This window comes from Priestia iocasae, from assembly GCF_016909075.1.
GTDB lineage: Bacteria > Bacillota > Bacilli > Bacillales > Bacillaceae_H > Priestia > Priestia iocasae.
In genome coordinates, this window is the sequence record NZ_JAFBFC010000001.1 from 537711 (window position 1) to 555763 (window position 18053).

19 protein-coding genes are annotated in these 18053 nt (G+C 37.0%); all 19 read left to right on the top strand.

Annotated elements, in window-relative coordinates; translation table 11 throughout:
• Window positions 1–237 precede the first annotated feature (237 nt).
• The 19 genes from spoIVA (at window position 238) to hisC (ending at window position 17957) form a co-directional block, all read left to right on the top strand.
• Window positions 238–1716, top strand: coding sequence for a stage IV sporulation protein A (gene spoIVA / locus JOC83_RS02735; RefSeq protein WP_205183383.1), 1479 nt, complete (start codon window positions 238–240; stop codon window positions 1714–1716).
• A 339-nt stretch (window positions 1717–2055) separates the two neighbouring features.
• The gene (locus JOC83_RS02740) at window positions 2056–2328 is read left to right on the top strand and encodes an HU family DNA-binding protein (protein WP_205183386.1); all 273 of its coding nucleotides are present in this window, start codon (window positions 2056–2058) and stop codon (window positions 2326–2328) included.
• Between the two features lie 137 nt (window positions 2329–2465).
• On the top strand, window positions 2466–3032 hold the full coding sequence (gene folE / locus JOC83_RS02745) for a GTP cyclohydrolase I FolE (RefSeq protein ID WP_205183388.1): 567 nt from the start codon (window positions 2466–2468) through the stop codon (window positions 3030–3032).
• A gap of 27 nt (window positions 3033–3059) precedes the next feature.
• On the top strand, window positions 3060–3290 hold the full coding sequence (gene mtrB / locus JOC83_RS02750) for a trp RNA-binding attenuation protein MtrB (RefSeq protein ID WP_110112976.1): 231 nt from the start codon (window positions 3060–3062) through the stop codon (window positions 3288–3290).
• A 261-nt stretch (window positions 3291–3551) separates the two neighbouring features.
• A complete protein-coding gene (locus JOC83_RS02755) occupies window positions 3552–4331 on the top strand; it encodes a heptaprenyl diphosphate synthase component 1 (protein WP_239583272.1) in 780 nt (259 codons plus the stop codon).
• Between the two features lie 5 nt (window positions 4332–4336).
• Complete coding sequence (gene menG / locus JOC83_RS02760; RefSeq protein WP_205183394.1) at window positions 4337–5041, top strand: demethylmenaquinone methyltransferase; 705 nt, start codon at window positions 4337–4339, stop codon at window positions 5039–5041.
• Between the two features lie 108 nt (window positions 5042–5149).
• Complete coding sequence (gene hepT, locus JOC83_RS02765; protein WP_205183397.1) at window positions 5150–6115, top strand: heptaprenyl diphosphate synthase component II; 966 nt, start codon at window positions 5150–5152, stop codon at window positions 6113–6115.
• A 103-nt stretch (window positions 6116–6218) separates the two neighbouring features.
• Window positions 6219–6665 carry a nucleoside-diphosphate kinase gene (gene ndk, locus JOC83_RS02770; protein ID WP_205183400.1) on the top strand — a complete coding sequence of 149 codons (447 nt, stop codon included), beginning with the start codon at window positions 6219–6221 and terminating at the stop codon, window positions 6663–6665.
• Between the two features lie 393 nt (window positions 6666–7058).
• Complete coding sequence (locus JOC83_RS02775; protein WP_205183403.1) at window positions 7059–7832, top strand: CheR family methyltransferase; 774 nt, start codon at window positions 7059–7061, stop codon at window positions 7830–7832.
• Between the two features lie 171 nt (window positions 7833–8003).
• Entirely contained in the window at window positions 8004–9176 is a 1173-nt protein-coding gene (gene aroC / locus JOC83_RS02780) for a chorismate synthase (protein ID WP_205183418.1), read from the top strand.
• Complete coding sequence (aroB, locus tag JOC83_RS02785; protein WP_205183420.1) at window positions 9176–10249, top strand: 3-dehydroquinate synthase; 1074 nt, start codon at window positions 9176–9178, stop codon at window positions 10247–10249. Before aroC ends, aroB begins: the two co-directional genes overlap by 1 nt.
• 12 nt (window positions 10250–10261) lie before the next feature.
• Entirely contained in the window at window positions 10262–10633 is a 372-nt protein-coding gene (gene aroH, locus JOC83_RS02790) for a chorismate mutase (RefSeq protein WP_205183422.1), read from the top strand.
• Between the two features lie 292 nt (window positions 10634–10925).
• On the top strand, window positions 10926–12443 hold the full coding sequence (gene trpE, locus JOC83_RS02795) for an anthranilate synthase component I (protein WP_205183424.1): 1518 nt from the start codon (window positions 10926–10928) through the stop codon (window positions 12441–12443).
• Entirely contained in the window at window positions 12436–13458 is a 1023-nt protein-coding gene (gene trpD, locus JOC83_RS02800; RefSeq protein WP_205183426.1) for an anthranilate phosphoribosyltransferase, read from the top strand. Before trpE ends, trpD begins: the two co-directional genes overlap by 8 nt.
• Window positions 13451–14218, top strand: a complete 768-nt coding sequence (gene trpC, locus JOC83_RS02805; RefSeq protein ID WP_205183428.1) for an indole-3-glycerol phosphate synthase TrpC — start codon at window positions 13451–13453, stop codon at window positions 14216–14218. Before trpD ends, trpC begins: the two co-directional genes overlap by 8 nt.
• Window positions 14208–14852, top strand: a complete 645-nt coding sequence (locus JOC83_RS02810) for a phosphoribosylanthranilate isomerase (RefSeq protein ID WP_205183430.1) — start codon at window positions 14208–14210, stop codon at window positions 14850–14852. Before trpC ends, JOC83_RS02810 begins: the two co-directional genes overlap by 11 nt.
• Window positions 14833–16068 (top strand): tryptophan synthase subunit beta, encoded by a 1236-nt coding sequence (gene trpB / locus JOC83_RS02815; RefSeq protein ID WP_205183433.1) that lies wholly within the window; start codon window positions 14833–14835, stop codon window positions 16066–16068. Before JOC83_RS02810 ends, trpB begins: the two co-directional genes overlap by 20 nt.
• Entirely contained in the window at window positions 16031–16849 is an 819-nt protein-coding gene (gene trpA / locus JOC83_RS02820) for a tryptophan synthase subunit alpha (protein WP_205183436.1), read from the top strand. The genes trpB and trpA overlap by 38 nt, the downstream gene beginning before the upstream one ends.
• Before the next feature lie 4 nt (window positions 16850–16853).
• A complete protein-coding gene (gene hisC, locus JOC83_RS02825; protein WP_205183438.1) occupies window positions 16854–17957 on the top strand; it encodes a histidinol-phosphate transaminase in 1104 nt (367 codons plus the stop codon).
• Window positions 17958–18053 lie beyond the last annotated feature (96 nt).

Sequence of the window (18053 nt, forward strand, 5' to 3'; positions counted from 1 at the left end):
CATGAACCCTTTCTCTTTGAATAAAATTCAATGAGAAAGGGTTTTTTCTTTCTTCTTCACACCTTACTATAACTTAGGATGATTATAATTGTGAAGTTAGTCAACACGGGAAAAAAATCATAAATTTTTGTAGAAGAAGTCATATTTTAATAGGACAACATCATAGATATGTATTGTCCTAATTTATTCTCGCAATGGATATCATATCCCATGAACTCATAGATCGGAGGGGATCTTTTGGAAAAGGTAGATATTTTCAAAGATATCGCTGAGCGAACAGGTGGCGATATTTATTTAGGAGTGGTTGGTGCAGTACGTACGGGTAAGTCTACTTTCATCAAAAAATTTATGGAGTTAGTAGTTTTACCAAATATTCAAAATGAATCGGAGCGTGCTCGAACACAGGATGAATTACCGCAGAGTGCTGCTGGTAAAACAATTATGACAACTGAGCCAAAGTTCGTTCCAAATCAAGCCGTCAATATTCAAGTGGATGACGGGCTTGAAGTTAATATAAGATTAGTTGATTGTGTTGGATACACGGTGCCAGGTGCCAAAGGATATGAGGATGAAAACGGACCTCGAATGATTAATACACCATGGTATGAAGAGCCAATTCCTTTTCACGAAGCGGCTGAAATTGGTACTCGCAAAGTCATTCAAGAGCATTCTACGATTGGCGTTGTGATTACGACAGATGGATCTATTGGTGAAATTCCACGTCATGACTATATTGAAGCTGAAGAGCGAGTAATTAATGAATTAAAAGAGGTTGGAAAACCGTTTATTATGATTATCAATACGGTTCAGCCATATCACCCAGATACAGATAAATTAAGAGCTCAGTTGACAGAAAAATATGACATTCCGGTGTTGGCAATGAGTGTTGAAAGCATGCGTGAAACAGATGTCATGAATGTTTTACGTGAAGCGCTATTTGAATTCCCGGTGTTAGAGGTTAATGTGAATTTACCGAGCTGGGTTATGGTGTTAAAGGATAAACACTGGCTAAGAGAAAGCTACCAAGAAGCAGTAAAGGAGATTGTAAAAGATATCAAACGTTTAAGAGACGTTGACAGAGTAGTAGATCAGTTTAGTGAATTTGAATTCATTGAACAAGCAAGATTAGCTGGTATTGAGATGGGGCAAGGGATAGCTGAAATTGATTTATATGCTCCGGATGACTTATATGATCAGATTTTGAAAGAAGTTGTAGGTGTAGAAATAAGAGGGCGAGATCACTTATTAGAACTAATGCAGGACTTTGTACATGCGAAAGTGGAATATGATCAAGTATCTGATGCGCTAAGAATGGTAAAGCAAACTGGATATGGAATTGCAGCACCATCGCTTGCCGACATGAGTTTAGATGAGCCAGAGATTATTCGACAAGGCGCTCGTTTTGGTGTCAGATTAAAAGCGGTTGCTCCTTCTATTCATATGATCAAGGTGGATGTAGAGTCAGAATTTGCGCCAATTATCGGCACTGAAAAGCAGAGTGAAGAGCTTGTGCGTTATTTAATGCAAGATTTTGAAGACGATCCACTGTCAATCTGGAATTCTGATATCTTTGGGCGTTCACTTAGTTCAATTGTAAGGGAAGGAATACAAGCAAAACTATCTCTAATGCCAGAGAATGCACGCTACAAGTTAAAAGAGACACTAGAGCGCATTATTAACGAAGGGTCTGGCGGCTTAATTGCAATTATTTTATAAGGGAAGGCTCCTTTAAAGGGGCCTCTTTTGTATTTGTCATAAAACAGACGAAAATCCCTTGAATTTTCTAAATTGATGTAGCTATTTAACTTGCTATGGAGTTGCTCATATGTTAATCTTTTATCAGAAATTGATTGCTAGTTATAGTTTTTCGTATAGAGTATGCTTAAAAGCATTGAATTATAAAGGTTTATCGTTTATTATTAGCATGTTAATACATAATCAATATGTATAAGAATGTATCATTTTGTAAAGAAATGATACATAAAGGTTTGCTAGATTCTATCAGATAGGTTTCTAGTTATTCATATGATTCGATTTTGGGAGGAGGTGAATGGCATGAACAAGACAGAATTAATTAACGCTGTTGCAGAAGCAAGTGAGCTTTCAAAGAAAGACGCTACAAAAGCAGTTGATGCTGTTTTTGAGTCAATTTTAGAAACGCTAAAAACTGGCGATAAAGTACAATTAATCGGTTTTGGTAACTTTGAGGTACGTGAGCGTGCTGCTCGTAAAGGTCGCAACCCACAAACAGGTGACGAAATCGAAATTCCAGCGAGCAAAGTTCCTGCATTCAAACCAGGTAAAGCTCTTAAAGATGCTGTGAAATAATATCTACATAAACAAGGCTGATTTCAAGCCGTTCATAAAGAGCTTAGAAAGGTCGCACATAAAGCGGCCTTTCTTTTTTGCCTTTACATAGCCCTTATGCTAGAATTTTCTTAAACTTATACTTGGAGGATGTCAAAATGTCATCTGTCAATAAACCGCAAATTGAGCAAGCAATTAGACTGCTTTTAGAAGCTATTGGTGAAGACCCAAATCGTGAGGGTTTACTCGATACACCAAAGCGAGTAGCAAAAATGTATGAAGAAGTTTTTTCAGGCTTAAATGAAGATCCAAAAGAGCACTTCAAAACGGTTTTTGGGGAAGATCATGAAGAGCTTGTACTTGTAAAAGATATTCCTTTTTATTCAATGTGTGAACATCACCTTGTTCCTTTCTATGGAAGGGCTCATGTAGCTTACATACCAAAAGGTGGTAAAGTAACAGGGCTTAGTAAGTTAGCCCGTGCTGTAGAAGCAGTCGCTAAGCGTCCGCAGCTACAAGAACGAATTACGTCTACAGTAGCAGACTCTATTGTAGAATCACTAGACCCTCATGGCGTGATGGTTGTAGTAGAAGCAGAGCATATGTGTATGACAATGCGCGGAGTGAAAAAGCCGGGTGCGATGACGATTACATCAGCTGTAAGAGGTATTTTGCAAAGTGATGCGGCTGCAAGAGCAGAAGTTTTATCTCTTATGAAAGCGTAATAAGATGATTACAGGAGGAGAATTGTTATGAAAGCAAATGGAAGCACAGAATATATTGTAATTAAAGCAATTGAAGATGGAGTGAATGTTATTGGTTTAACAAGAGGAGCCGATACACGCTTTCATCACTCAGAAAAGCTAGATAAAGGTGAAGTATTGATCGCTCAATTCACAGAGCATACATCGGCTGTTAAAGTTCGTGGTAAAGCTCTTATCCAAACATCACATGGAGAAATCGAATCAGAACCAAAAAAATAAGCAGGAATTTCCTGCTTCTATTTATATAGTCAATCTTTCAAGAAATTTCTACTGTAGATGGTTCTAATTCCTAACGTGATGACGTAGAAATGATGTGATTGATTCGTGTTTCAAAGAACAAGCATGTATAACAAGTGGAAACAACCGGTAAGAATAGAGAAAAAACGTTTTTTTAGGGTCTACTTATGATATAATTGACACTGTCTATTTAAATGTCAAGAAGTAAGAAGAAATATAGCGTGTGAAAGGGAGACAAGGGTGATGATTGTGCAAAACATCTATGACACAGTTGCAAACATGAAGGAGCAGCTGCAAGTTGAATTAAATCATCCATATGTAAAACAATTCATTCATCATCCAATAATCGATGAAAATAAGTTGTTGTGCATATGTTCATTTCTAAATGGTATATCAATTGAAGAGCGTGAAATGCCTCAATATACCTTGCCAATCATGCTTGTTCAAATTGCACTTGATACCCACGACCTCGTCTCTATTCAACCAGTTGGAAATAATGAGTCTATCCTTAAAGAAAGACAGCTAACGGTTTTAGCTGGTGATTATTATAGTGGGCTTTATTATTATTATTTCTCTAAAAGTGGACAGCTTGAATTAATTAAAGAGGTTGCTTCTGCTATTAAAGATATCAATGTTTCAAAGATAAAATTATATCAAAGTCATACAACAGACGTTGATGATATGATGTTGAATTTTCGTACGGTTGAAACAGCACTCGTGCAGTGCTTGTGCAATTACTTCAAACAAGAAGAATGGAAAGAGCTTTTACAACAGGTTCTATTTATTAGCAGCCTTTTAAACGAACTTAGGCGTCATGAAGAAGGAAAACCTTCATTTCTTATAGAAGCTTTGCAAAACAAAGGGAATGTACATGACATCGTTATGTCTCAAGTGAAAGAATCTACAATTGTTATTGAACGTTATTTGCAAAGTCAGCTTGTCTTAAATGATCAGTTGACGGACTATCTTTATAAACTTTTAAACAAACATAAACATTGTAAAAATGTTGTAGGAGAAGGATAAAAGTTATGCAACAATCAAAAGAACAACGTGTCCATAATGTCTTTGAAAAGATTTATAAAAATTACGATCAAATGAACTCAGTCATTAGTTTTCAGCGCCATAAGGCTTGGAGAAAAGATACAATGAAACGAATGAATGTTCAAAAGGGCGCAAAGGCACTTGATGTTTGCTGTGGTACGGCTGATTGGACGTTAAGCCTAGCAGAAGCAGTCGGTGAAACAGGCGAAGTGGTTGGTTTAGATTTTAGTCAAAATATGCTTCAAATCGGTCAGGAAAAAGTAAAAGAATCTCCTTTTTCAAATGTTCAACTTGTTCATGGGAATGCAATGGAGCTTCCTTTTGAAGATAATACGTTTGATTACGTAACGATTGGATTTGGATTACGCAATGTTCCTGACTATTTAAAAGCTTTACAAGAAATGTTTCGTGTTGTCAAACCAGGTGGAAAAGTTGTATGTCTTGAAACATCTCAGCCAACATTAATTGGTTACCGCCAACTTTATTACATGTACTTTCAATATGTCATGCCGTTACTTGGAAAGATGGTTGCTAAAAGCTATAAGGAATATTCTTGGCTGCAAGAATCAGCGCGTGATTTTCCAGGAAGAAACGAATTAGCCGATATGTTTAGACAAGCAGGCTTTGTTGATGTGGAAGTGAAGTCTTACACGGGTGGCGTAGCAGCTATGCATTTAGGGTGTAAGCGTTAAATAGGTAAATTTTATTTGTGTTATGAAAGGCTATCCTACTGATGTGAGGCCTTTCATCTTTTTATGCTTATCTAGGTACGAAGTAATTTAAAATGCAAGGTGAATCCTATGAAATTAAAAATGATGTACGCTTTTTTAAATACGGATATTGCTTTAATTGAAAAAGAATTAGAGCAATCAGTACAGACAAATGAACCACTAATTACGGAAGCATCTCTTCATTTATTGCAAGCGGGGGGAAAACGCATTCGCCCAGTTTTTGTGTTATTAGCAGGGAAATTTGGAGAGTACAATATTGAACGTGTTAAATACGTAGCGGTCGCTCTTGAACTTATTCATATGGCGTCTCTTGTTCATGATGATGTCATTGATGATGCTGATAAACGAAGAGGAAAACCAACAATAAAAGCAAAATGGGATAATCGCATTGCAATGTATACAGGCGATTATATTTTTGCTCGCTCCTTAGAGATGATGGCCAACATAAAAAACGTAGAAGCTCATCAAATCTTGTCAAATACAATGGTTCAGTTATCTTTAGGAGAAATTGAGCAAATAAAAGATAAATATAATTTAGATCAAAATTTACGTACGTACTTGCGACGAATTCGCAGAAAAACTGCGTTGCTAATAGCAGTAAGCTGTCAACTAGGTGCTATTGCCACAGATGCGTCAAAATCAGTACATAAAGAATTGTATCGATTTGGTTATTATGTAGGAATGGCTTTTCAAATTACCGATGATATTTTAGATTTTACATCATCAGCCGAGCAACTGGGAAAGCCAGTAGGAAGTGACTTATTACAAGGAAACATCACATTACCTGTTTTATTTGCAATGGAAAATCCAGCGTTTCGTGACAAAGTTGAATTGTTGTTTACTGCTGAACATAAAGAAGCACTAATAGAAGACATTATTACGTACATAAAATCATCAGGTGCAATTGAACGCTCTCTTAACGTTAGTGATCAATACTTACAAAAGGCAATAGATGTATTAGACCATTTGCCGGATAATAAAGCAAAAAAGGCGTTGTATCAGATTGCAAAATTTGTCGGAAAGCGTAAATTTTGAATAAATTCCATCCTTGAAGTTGTAAAAATATGAAAAGAATGGTACTATTTCTTTGGGCGTGATTGCGCTTTCAATATACATACTTCAGGGGTGGAGATTTAAAATGGAAAAAACATTTATTATGGTTAAACCAGATGGGGTACAACGAAACATTATCGGAGACATCGTGTCACGCTTTGAAAGAAAGGGCTTTCAATTAGCTGGGGCGAAACTTATGAATATTTCAACTGAGTTAGCAGAGAATCATTACGGTGAGCACAAAGAGAAGCCATTTTTTGGTGATTTAGTAGAATTTATTACATCAGGTCCTGTTTTTGCAATGGTATGGCAAGGTGAAAATGTAATTGCATCATCAAGACAAATGATGGGAAAAACAAATCCAAAAGAAGCATTACCAGGGACAATCCGTGGAGATTATGGCTTAATCGTTGATAAAAATGTCATTCATGGATCAGATTCTCCAGAGAGTGCTGAACGTGAAATTGGCTTATTCTTTAAAGAAGAAGAGCTAGTATCTTATGATAAAACAATGAATACTTGGGTTTATTAATTACGGTTATTCTTCTCAGTAGATTGTATGAAACGGAGAATCGATGCTCCGTTTTATATAATCTTGCAAATGCCCTACCTCTTACATCTAGTTAAAACAGGTGAATAGAGTGTAGGGCTATTTTGTGAAACAGATACGCAACTACTCATCACTAAATAGACAGCTCTTTTTCTATCGAAGCTTAATCAATTCAATCATATTCCTTCTTAACTTAAGAGACCGCTTCGCAAGCGGTTATCTAACCCTCCTTCATGTCTACCTCAAGAATGTAGAAAAGGTAATATAGCAGTCTTTCTGTTATGCGCTATTTTCTAGATAAATTTATCTAAACTTTTTTTGTTTTTTTCCGATATACTTATAAGTAAATAGCTCGAAAGTAAGGGGATACATGGTATGTCACAAGATTATAATCAGTTTGTCTTAAATGTGAAACGATTAACAGGGATTGATTTATCTTTCTATAAAGAAGCGCAAATGAAAAGGCGTTTAACATCTCTATACGAAAAAAAAGGATTTGATGATTTTCATTCTTTTTTTAAGCAATTAGAAAAAAATCCAGAGATGTTAGCAGAATTTTTAGATCGTATGACTATTAATGTATCTGAATTCTATCGAAATGCAAAAAGATGGGAAGTATTAGAAAAGAGAATTCTGCCTGATTTAACTCATAACAAGAAGCGTTTGAAAGTTTGGAGTGCAGCCTGTTCTACAGGTGAAGAGCCCTATACATTAGCGATGATATTGTCTTCTTTCTATCCCCTTTCTCAAATTGAAATTCTAGCAACCGATCTCGATGAAAACGTCATTGAAAAAGCAAAGATAGGTTTGTATGTAGAGCGAGCTCTTCAAGAAGTTCCTGCATCTATTAAAGAAAAATATTTTACAAAGCAAGGAATGTTTTATAAAGTAAATGATCAAATCCAGAAGACGGTTACCTTTAAAAAACATAATTTATTAGCTAATCCATTTGAACAAAACTTTGATTTGATTGTTTGTCGAAATGTTTTAATTTATTTTACAGAAGAAGCAAAAAATCTACTTTATCAAAAATTTAGCGATTCTCTTCAACCAGGAGGGGTATTCTTCGTAGGAAGCACTGAGCAAATTTTTAACCCTCAATTATATGGATTTGAAAATGCAGATACATTTTTTTATCGAAAGAAATAGGTGAAGATAGAGGTACAGGGCCATCTTAAAAAGGAAGTGAAAGAAATCTTCCTTTTTGAGGTGGCCTTCAAGTTTTTATACACGATGTTTTTGTCATATGATATAGTCATATTTAAATTCGAAAATACTTAACTAATAGTTTCTATTAGTCATAATGAGAAGGGGGATTATATGAGGTATTTAACGGCGGGTGAATCACATGGCCCACAATTGACGACGATTTTAGAGGGAATTCCTGCAGGCTTATCTTTAACAGCAGATGTTATTAATAATGAGCTTAGCAGAAGGCAGAAAGGATATGGACGTGGGCGTCGTATGCAAATTGAGACTGATCAAGTACATATTTCAGCAGGTGTTCGACATGGTTACACATTAGGTTCCCCAATTGCGTTAACGGTAGAGAACAAAGATTGGACGCATTGGACAAAAGTTATGGGAATTGAACCGATTTCAGAAGATGAGCAAGATGAAGTGAAGCGTAGAATCTCTAGACCAAGGCCTGGTCATGCTGATTTAAATGGAGCTATTAAATATGGACATCGTGACATGAGAAACGTTCTAGAACGATCCTCTGCTCGTGAAACAACTGTACGTGTTGCAGCAGGCGCAGTTGCTAAACAACTTTTAGCTCAACTTGGGATAAAAGTAGCTGGTCATGTGCTTGAGATTGGTGGTGTTAAGGCGAAAAATCTACAATACAACACGCTAGATGAATTAATAAGTGTGACAGAAGAGTCAGCTGTTCGCTGTTTTGATACGTCTGTAGAAAAACAGATGATGGAAGCGATTGATCAAGCTAAAGAAGCTGGTGATTCAATAGGTGGGCTTGTTGAAGTGATTATTGAAGGCGTACCATCAGGAATAGGGAGTTACGTTCATTATGATCGTAAATTAGATGCTAAAATTGCATCAGCGATGGTAAGTATTAATGCCTTTAAAGGTGTAGAGTTTGGAATTGGATTTGATGCTGCCCATTTACCAGGTAGTCAAGTACATGATGAAATTCTATGGGACAAAGAGAAAGGCTATACTCGAAAAACAAATCATTTAGGTGGATTTGAAGGTGGAATGACAACTGGAATGCCTATAGTTGTTCGTGGTGTGATGAAGCCTATTCCTACGCTTTACAAGCCGTTAAAAAGTGTAGATATTGAAACGAAGGAAGTTTTTGAAGCGAGCATTGAGCGCTCAGATAGTTGTGCTGTACCTGCGGCAAGTGTAGTAGCAGAGGCTGTTGTAGCGTGGGAACTGGCATCTGCGATTGTTGAGCAATTTGGGCAAGATCGGATGGATTTAATTGCAGAAAATATAGAAAAAATGCGTGTATATGCGAGGGACTTCTAATGAAACAATATCAAATTGAAACAGCATCTAAAGTGTATCCGTTATATGTAGGTGAAAACATCTTACCTAAGCTGCCAGAAGTGATAAAAGAGGTAAAGCCTAATGTATCTAGTGTATTAATTATAACAGATGAGGCAGTTGACGGTTGTTATGGAAAGAGTATCTTGTCGCTATTGAAGTCATTTTTCCAAGTAGATAAATATGTTGTACCAAGTGGTGAGCAAGCAAAGTCTTTCCAGCATTATTACGATTGCCAAACGTATGCACTCAGCAAGCAATTAGATCGAAACGCCTTAATTCTTGCAGTCGGAGGTGGCGTTGTTGGTGATTTAGCTGGGTTTGTTGCCGCAACATATATGCGAGGTATTTCATTTATTCAAGTACCAACCACCTTATTAGCGCACGATAGTGCTGTTGGTGGAAAAGTAGCTATTAACCATGAGTCAGGTAAAAACATGATTGGGGCTTTTCACCAACCCGAAGCTGTATTCTATGATATTACCTTACTAACCACTTTGCCAAAAAGAGAATGGCGATCTGGATTTGCTGAAGTAATCAAACATGCGTTTATTCATGATGAACAGTTCTATCAGTGGCTTCAAGATAATATATATTCGTTGAATGACTTAAAAGGTGAAAAGCTCATTTATGCAATCAATAAAGGAATTGCAGTAAAAGCTGCCATCGTCAGAGATGATGAGAAAGAATCGGGTGTAAGAGCTCATCTGAACTTTGGACACACGCTTGGTCACGCAATTGAAGCGGAATCTGGATATGGCCATATTAGTCATGGTGAGGGAGTGGCCATTGGTATGTTGTTTGCTATGAGAGTGAGTAATGCGTTAGGACATTCAAACTTCGATATAACCACTTTTGAATCGTGGCTTCAGCGGTTTGGATATGAAACAAAGGTTCCCTCAAACTTAGATTCTAATCGTCTGCTTGCTAAGATGAAAGCAGACAAAAAGGCAAAAGCAAGTGCTGTATACATGGTTCTATTAAAAGCAATTGGACAACCTTTTGTAGAAAAGGTTGAAGACGAATTAATTCTCTCGCTATTAGATAATCGATAAAGGGGGAAAGGTATGTCCGTTCGTGGTATAAGGGGTGCGACTACTGTAGAAAAGAATATGGCAGATAACATTATAAAAGAAACAAAGAGATTAATGGATAAAATCATCTCACAAAATAACCTGCACCCAAATCAGGTAGCGCAGATTCTTGTTTCGCTTACAGATGATTTAAATGCTGACTTTCCTGCAAAAGCCATTCGAACGATGGATGGATGGTCATTTGTACCAGTGATGTGTATGAAAGAGATTGCTGTTCCACATGCATTGCCAAAGTGTATTCGAATTATGGTAACGGCTAATACAGATATACCACAGGAGCACATTCAACACGTATATTTGAACAAAGCAATGGTGCTTCGGCCAGATTTAGAAGAAAGAAAATAGGAAAAGATTTACCATCTTTTTGTTGACAAATAAGAAGGAAACATAATAGAATAGCAACTAATAGTTAGTATTGAGCAAAGAGTTATAATAGTTGAGATTAGTTAGGGTAGACGAGAATGAGAGAGTTGAGCAGAGGTTTCATAGCGTTTTGAGTAGAAAGCGTTATGTTTATTTAGTATACCATCGTTTACCCAAAGGCATAGTAGGTGTCTTTGGGTTTTTATTTTTCTATCTGTTTTTATAACCTCACCTTTTCTCATTCTCCATTTACTGAAATGGAGGATTAGATATCATGCAAGAAATGTATACCTCGTTTTTAAAAGATTCTACAAATTTTTTAACCATTCCCATTATCAAAAAGTTGTTTGTAGACACTGTTACACCAGTGGATTTATTTCAAACTGTAAAAGATGAAGCTGTTTATTTATTAGAAAGCAATGATGAATCATCACCTTGGTCTAACTATTCCTTTATCGGAATCAATCCATTTTTATACTTAAAGGAGGAGCAGGGAAGTTACATTGTAAAAAATAAACAAAAAGAGCCAATCGGTTCATTTTCTTCGTTTAAAGAAGCGTTTAATCATGTTCAGCACTCTTTAAAAGTAAAAGTGCCAGATAGTGATGTCCCTTTTAAAGGTGGAGCAGTAGGCTTTATGAGTTATGATGCTGTCACACAAATTGAAAAAGTTCAGCCGCATGCTCAAAATGATTTACACATGGCAACATTTGATTTCATGTATTGTGAAACGATGTTAGCGTATCATCATTCAAAAAAAGAGCTTAGTATCATACATTATGTCTGTTTAGATGGTAATGAGACAGAAGTGGAAAAGAAAACGAAATATGAAGCAGCTCGAGTGAAAATTAATCAGCTTGTTGAAAAGATTGCTGAAAGTAAACAATCAAAAATACCATTGATGTTTTCAAGTGAACAGCGTGAAGTATCGTTTGAGAATGTCATCTCGACTTATGAGAAAGCTGATTTTATGAATGATGTAGAAAAAATTAAAGAATACATCAAGAGCGGTGATGTATTTCAAGCTGTGTTGTCACAAAGGTTTCAACTTCCAACAGAAGTAGCGGGATTTGATATTTATCGTGTGTTACGAATGATTAACCCATCGCCTTATTTATTTTATGTAAAAGTAGATGGAGTTGAATTAATTGGAAGCTCTCCTGAAAAATTAATTCAAATTGAAAATGGACATCTAGAAATTCATCCAATTGCAGGAACAAGACGCAGAGGAAAAAATGATGAAGAGGATCAACATTTATATGAAGATCTCATCAATGATGAAAAAGAACGAGCAGAACATTATATGCTTGTTGACTTAGCCCGAAACGATATTGGAAGAGTTGCTCAGTATGGAACGGTTCAAACGCCAGTTTTAATGCAGCAAGTAAAGTTTTCACATGTTATGCATCTAATTTCAAAAGTAACAGGAAGATTAAATCCGAGTGTTCACCCAATCGATGCACTGCTTTCAGCATTTCCTGCTGGCACCGTGTCAGGAGCACCAAAAGTAAGAGCGATGCAAATCTTAAATGAGATTGAGCCTGTAGCGAGAAATGTCTATGCTGGAACGATTGCCTACTTAGGATTTGATGGAAATATTGATTCTTGTATTGCTATTCGAACGATTGTTTTAAAAGATAAGCAAGCTTACGTACAAGCAGGTGCAGGAGTTGTGGCAGATTCAAAGCCAGAGCTTGAATGGAAAGAGACACGAAATAAAGCGAGTGCTCTTATTAAAACTATTCAACTTGCACAACAAATTCATGAGAAAAAGGAGAATGTTTATGTTTAAAAACCTTCTTATGAAATGCTTGAACGGTCAAACGTTAACAGAGCATGAAGCGGAGCTAGTCATGGATGAGATGATGCAAGGGAATGTTCCTTCAGCACAAATTGCCAGCTTTTTGACGGTGTTAACATATCGTGGTGAAACCGTTGATGAAATTACCGGACTTGTAAGAGGGATGAGAAAACATATGAATGTTATTGATTTACCTCATTCCGATATTGTGGATACATGTGGTACAGGAGGAGACGGTGCTTCTACTTTTAATATCTCAACTGCAAGTGCAATTGCGGCTTCATCGGTAGGAGTTAAGATTGCAAAGCATGGAAATCGAGCGGTTTCTTCTAAAAGTGGGAGTGCAGATGTATTAGAACATTTAGGCATTAACATTCAAGCGAATGATAAGGAAGCAACAAAAGCTATTAGTGAAGTTGGAATGTCGTTCTTGTTTGCACCTATGTATCATCCAGCGATGAAGCATGCAGCAGTGCCTCGTAAAGAACTTGGGTTTCGAACCGTTTTTAATGCACTAGGTCCTTTGGCAAATCCAACAAACTGCAAGAAGCAAGTCATCGGTGTTTATTCAATTGACTTAGCCGAGAAGTTGGCAGAGGCATTAAAGAGATTGAGTTCTCATCATGTTTTGTTTGTAGCAGGTCGCGATGGCTTAGATGAAATTAGTATAGCTACAGAGACAGATATTGTAGAGCTGAAAGATGGAGAAATTTACAAGTATACAATTAAACCTGAAGACTTTGGGTTAAATAGAGGAGAATTGAATGAACTTGTTGTATCAGATGCAAAAGAGAGTGCAGCATTAATTGAATCCATTTTTCAAAATGAAGGAAATGAAAGTGCAAGAAATGCTGTGATTTTAAATGCTGCTGCCGCTATTTATGTGGCACAAAAAACAGACACATTATTACAAGGTGTAGAATTAGCTAAGCAAATTATGCAGGAAAAAACAGCGTATCAACAACTACAACGTTTAAAGTCTCGAGAGGTGGTTCAACATGCTTAAACAAATTCTTCAAACGAAGCAAGAAGAGATTAGTCAGCTAGTAGTTCCAGAACAACAAATAACTGAACATTATTCACTCTATGAAGCTTTATCAAAACCAAATCGAACACTTGGTTTAATCGCTGAGGTGAAGCGAGCGTCACCTTCAAAAGGGATGATTAAGGAGAATTTCAACCATTTGGAAATTGCTCAATCTTATGAACAGGGGGGAGCAGATGCGTTGTCTGTTCTGACAGATGAACAGTATTTCAAAGGTCATCGAAATTTCCTTATTGATATTAAGAAGCAAATTCAGTTACCTGTTCTACGAAAAGATTTTATTATTGATCCTATTCAAGTAACAGAAAGTGCAAGGATAGGGGCTGACGCCATTTTGTTAATTGGAGAAGCAATGGAGCCATCTAAATTGTATGAGCTGTATAAGCAAGCATATGAAGAAGGGCTAGAGTGTTTGGTGGAAGTGCATGCTAAAGAAACACTAGAGTCCATTTTAAACGTATTCACTCCAGCTATTATCGGTGTTAATAATCGCGATTTACACACGTTTACAACAAGCATTGAACAAACGAAAGAGATTGCTCAATTTGTTCCGAAAGATAGTTTGTTAGTTAGTGAGAGTGGAATTGGAAGTTATGAGGATATTCACTATGTAAAGCAATCGGGTGCACATGGCGTGTTAGTAGGAGAGTCGTTAATGCGTCAAGACAGTCAGAAAGCAGCCATTCAAAAGCTATTTGGAGAATCTGCTCATGCTCGTTAAGTATTGTGGAATTAAAAATGAAGAAGAATTTAATATGGTGTTACAAAGTCAAGCTCATTATATAGGATTTATCTTTTTCAAGGGAAGTAAACGATATGTGTCTCCTGCATCTGTAATGAGCTGGCTAGAGACGCACTCTTTCATTGATAAACAGTTAGTAGGAGTATTTGTAAACGAAGAAATAAGAACTATACATGAAATTGCGAAGCAAGCGTCACTAGACGTTATTCAGTGTCACGGGCAAGAAACAGTCGAGCAACTGCAACTGTTAAAAGATTTAGGGTATGAGGTATGGAAAGCTCTTCCTCATCAACAAGATACATTAGAAAAAATGAAAAAATATCGAGATGTTGTAGATGGCTATGTAATTGATAGTAAGGTAAAAGATCAATTTGGTGGAACCGGGATAACATTTGATTGGACCGATGTTCCAGCTTATACAAAACAAGCAGTTTACGATAAAAAGAAATGTTTAATTGCTGGAGGAATTACAAGTCATAACGTAACAGAACTGTTAACGCATCATCCGATAGGCCTTGATTTATCAAGCGGTATTGAAACAGACGGACTAAAAGATTCAGAAAAAATAACAGTCATCGAAAGGAATGTTTTTTATGACATACAGCAAGCCTGATCAGTTTGGTAGATTTGGAGAATTTGGTGGAAAATATGTTCCAGAAACATTAATGAATCCACTTGAAGAAGTAGAAAAAGCATTAGCGGATGCAATGAATGATCCAGCTTTTAAAGAAGAATACATGACATTATTAAAAGAATATTCAGGTAGACCAACGGCACTTACTTATGCAGAGAATGTGACGAATCGATTCGGAGGGGCAAAGATTTACCTAAAGCGTGAAGATTTAAATCACACTGGAGCTCATAAGATTAATAATGCGATAGGGCAAGCGCTTCTTGCAAAACGAATGGGTAAAACAAAACTGATTGCCGAGACGGGTGCTGGACAGCATGGAGTAGCTACAGCAACGGTTGCGGCGAAGTTTGGCATGGAATGTAAAGTATTTATGGGTGAGGAAGATATTGAAAGACAAGCACTGAATGTCTTTCGTATGAAATTACTAGGAGCAGAGGTCATTCCTGCAACTTCTGGAACAAAAACATTAAAAGATGCAACAAATGAAGCCATTCGTTACTGGGTTCAACACTGTGAAGACCACTTCTATCTAATTGGTTCAGCAATTGGTCCTCATCCATATCCGAAAATGGTTCGAGATTTCCAAAAAATTATCGGTGAAGAAGCAAAGCAGCAATTTTTAAAAGTAGAGAGTAAGCTCCCAACCTCTGTTGTAGCATGTGTAGGTGGAGGAAGTAACGCTATCGGGATGTTTTATGACTTTATTAAAGAAGACAACGTTCAGCTAGTAGGGGTGGAAGCTGGAGGAAAAGGCCTAGAGACGAACTTGCACGCTGCAAAGATGGCAAAGGGGACAAAAGGTGTCATCCACGGAACGTTAACGTATTTAATGCAAGATGAAAATGGACAAATTACAGAGCCATATTCCATTTCTGCAGGTCTTGATTATCCTGGTATTGGCCCTGAACATTCCCATTTAGCAACAATTGGTCGAGTAACATATAAAAGTGTCACAGATTATGAAGCAATTGATGCGTTGCAAATCCTGGCTCAAGAAGAGGGAATTATACCTGCAATTGAATCGGCTCATGCACTAGCAGAAGCTTATAAGATGGCAGCTAGAATGACAAAAGAGGAAACAATCTTAGTGTGTTTGTCAGGTCGAGGAGACAAAGACGTTCAATCACTGATTACTTTATTAGAGGGGGAAAATGACAATGAGCAATACGTTTCAGAAACGCTTACCACATCATGATAAATTATTTATTCCGTTTATCACGGCGGGAGATCCATCAGCAGATGCCACAGTTGAACTAGCATTATCATTGCAAAAATCAGGAGCTTCTGTGCTAGAATTAGGAGTACCTTATTCCGATCCGCTTGCTGACGGACCTATTATTCAAGAAGCATCAAAACGTGCGTTAGATGGTGGTATGTCCATTCGTAAAGCTATGAGTCTTGTGCCGGAAATGAGAAAAAAAGGATTAAAAATTCCTGTTATTCTCTTTACCTATTTTAATCCTGTGTTACAATTAGGTTTAGAATCCTTTTTCGCTTTAGTGAGTGAAAATGAATTGGATGGTGTACTTATTCCTGATTTACCTTATGAAGAAAGTGAACAAATTCGAACGTTAGCATCAACGCATGGTGTTGCTTATATCTCAATGGTTGCTCCTACTTCTAAAGAGCGTATACGCAAAATTGCGAAAGATGCCACCGGTTTTCTGTATTGTGTGTCATCGTTAGGAGTAACAGGGGTGAGAACAACGTTACCGACAGATATTAATGAATTTCTAGAGGAAGTGAAAGCACACACAAGCATTCCTGTGGCAGTTGGATTTGGTATTTCCACGAAAGAACAAGTCAATTTGTTGAAAGATTATACGGATGGAATTGTTATTGGAAGCGCAATTGTGAATAAGGTAGGTTCGTTGCAGGACTTGTTACTTAATGAGCAAACAAGAGACCAAGCAATAAGAGAGTTCGAGGAATATGTTACATCCATTGTTTTACCGATACAAAAATGTGAGGTGTAGCAACATGAAAGTAAAGGAACAGCTATTAAAGTTGAGTCCATACAAACCAGGAAAGCCAATTGAAGAAGTAAAGCGAGAATATAAGTTAGAGTCTGTTATTAAATTAGCATCAAATGAAAATCCATACGGTTGCTCGCCGCTGGCAAAGCAGGCCATTGCAGCAGAATTAGATAACCTTGCACTTTATCCAGATGGTTATTCGGCTCAATTACGCGAGGAGTTGGCTAATCATGTTGGGGTAGAAAAGGATCAACTCATTTTTGGAAATGGATCTGATGAGATTGTTCAAATTATTTGTCGTGCACTGCTATCTTCTGATACAAATACAGTCATGGCTACACCAACCTTCCCACAATACCGTCATAATGCGGTAATTGAAGGTGCGGAAATTCGTGAAGTACCTCTTATAAATGGAAATCATGATCTAACAGAAATGTTGAATGTAATAGATAACAAAACAACTGTTGTATGGGTTTGTAGTCCAAATAATCCAACAGGAACGTACGTAGAAAAAGAAGAGCTCTTAACATTCTTACGTGCTGTACCCAAACATGTATTGATTGTATTAGATGAAGCTTATTATGAATATGTAACGGCAGAGGATTTTCCAGAAACGGTCCCACTTTTAAAAGAGTTTGAGAACTTAATCATTTTACGAACGTTTTCAAAGGCATATGGACTTGCAGCGTTACGTATCGGCTACGGTATTGCTTCGGAGGCTCTTTTACAGAAGATTGAGCCAGCTCGTGAGCCGTTTAATACAAGTCGATTAGCTCAAGTGGCTGCCCTAGCTTCTTTACAAGATGAAGCATTCATTAAGGAGTGTAAAGAGCAAAATCAAGAAGGCTTAAAGCAATATTATACGTTTTGTTCAGAAAACGATTTGCATTGTTACCCATCAGAAGCAAACTTTGTTCTTATTGACTTTAAACGTCAAGGTGATGAAGTGTTTCAGTATTTGTTAGAAAGAGGAATTATTGTTCGTTCAGGAAATGCGTTAGGATTTCCAACTTCTGTGCGCATCACAGTTGGCTCTAAAGAGCAAAACGAACAAATTATTCAGCATCTACAACAATATGTAAATGAGGTAAAAACAAACTCATTATAATGACGTAACAAAAGAGGTTGATCCAGTAAAAAAGAGTGTGTGTATCTAATAACGTGTGATTTGTTATGACGATAGACAACCTCTTATACGGACAAC

Coding starts and splice junctions, on each gene's coding strand:
- folE (WP_205183388.1), top strand. CDS start 2,466: ATGTCATCTGTCAATAAACCGCAAATTGAGCAAGCAATTAGACTGCTT.
- trpA (WP_205183436.1), top strand. CDS start 16,031: ATGAGCAATACGTTTCAGAAACGCTTACCACATCATGATAAATTATTT.
- aroB (WP_205183420.1), top strand. CDS start 9,176: ATGAAACAATATCAAATTGAAACAGCATCTAAAGTGTATCCGTTATAT.
- mtrB (WP_110112976.1), top strand. CDS start 3,060: ATGAAAGCAAATGGAAGCACAGAATATATTGTAATTAAAGCAATTGAA.
- JOC83_RS02775 (WP_205183403.1), top strand. CDS start 7,059: ATGTCACAAGATTATAATCAGTTTGTCTTAAATGTGAAACGATTAACA.
- ndk (WP_205183400.1), top strand. CDS start 6,219: ATGGAAAAAACATTTATTATGGTTAAACCAGATGGGGTACAACGAAAC.
- aroH (WP_205183422.1), top strand. CDS start 10,262: ATGTCCGTTCGTGGTATAAGGGGTGCGACTACTGTAGAAAAGAATATG.
- hepT (WP_205183397.1), top strand. CDS start 5,150: ATGAAATTAAAAATGATGTACGCTTTTTTAAATACGGATATTGCTTTA.
- trpD (WP_205183426.1), top strand. CDS start 12,436: ATGTTTAAAAACCTTCTTATGAAATGCTTGAACGGTCAAACGTTAACA.
- hisC (WP_205183438.1), top strand. CDS start 16,854: ATGAAAGTAAAGGAACAGCTATTAAAGTTGAGTCCATACAAACCAGGA.
- JOC83_RS02810 (WP_205183430.1), top strand. CDS start 14,208: ATGCTCGTTAAGTATTGTGGAATTAAAAATGAAGAAGAATTTAATATG.
- JOC83_RS02755 (WP_239583272.1), top strand. CDS start 3,552: ATGATTGTGCAAAACATCTATGACACAGTTGCAAACATGAAGGAGCAG.
- aroC (WP_205183418.1), top strand. CDS start 8,004: ATGAGGTATTTAACGGCGGGTGAATCACATGGCCCACAATTGACGACG.
- menG (WP_205183394.1), top strand. CDS start 4,337: ATGCAACAATCAAAAGAACAACGTGTCCATAATGTCTTTGAAAAGATT.
- trpC (WP_205183428.1), top strand. CDS start 13,451: ATGCTTAAACAAATTCTTCAAACGAAGCAAGAAGAGATTAGTCAGCTA.
- trpE (WP_205183424.1), top strand. CDS start 10,926: ATGCAAGAAATGTATACCTCGTTTTTAAAAGATTCTACAAATTTTTTA.
- trpB (WP_205183433.1), top strand. CDS start 14,833: ATGACATACAGCAAGCCTGATCAGTTTGGTAGATTTGGAGAATTTGGT.
- JOC83_RS02740 (WP_205183386.1), top strand. CDS start 2,056: ATGAACAAGACAGAATTAATTAACGCTGTTGCAGAAGCAAGTGAGCTT.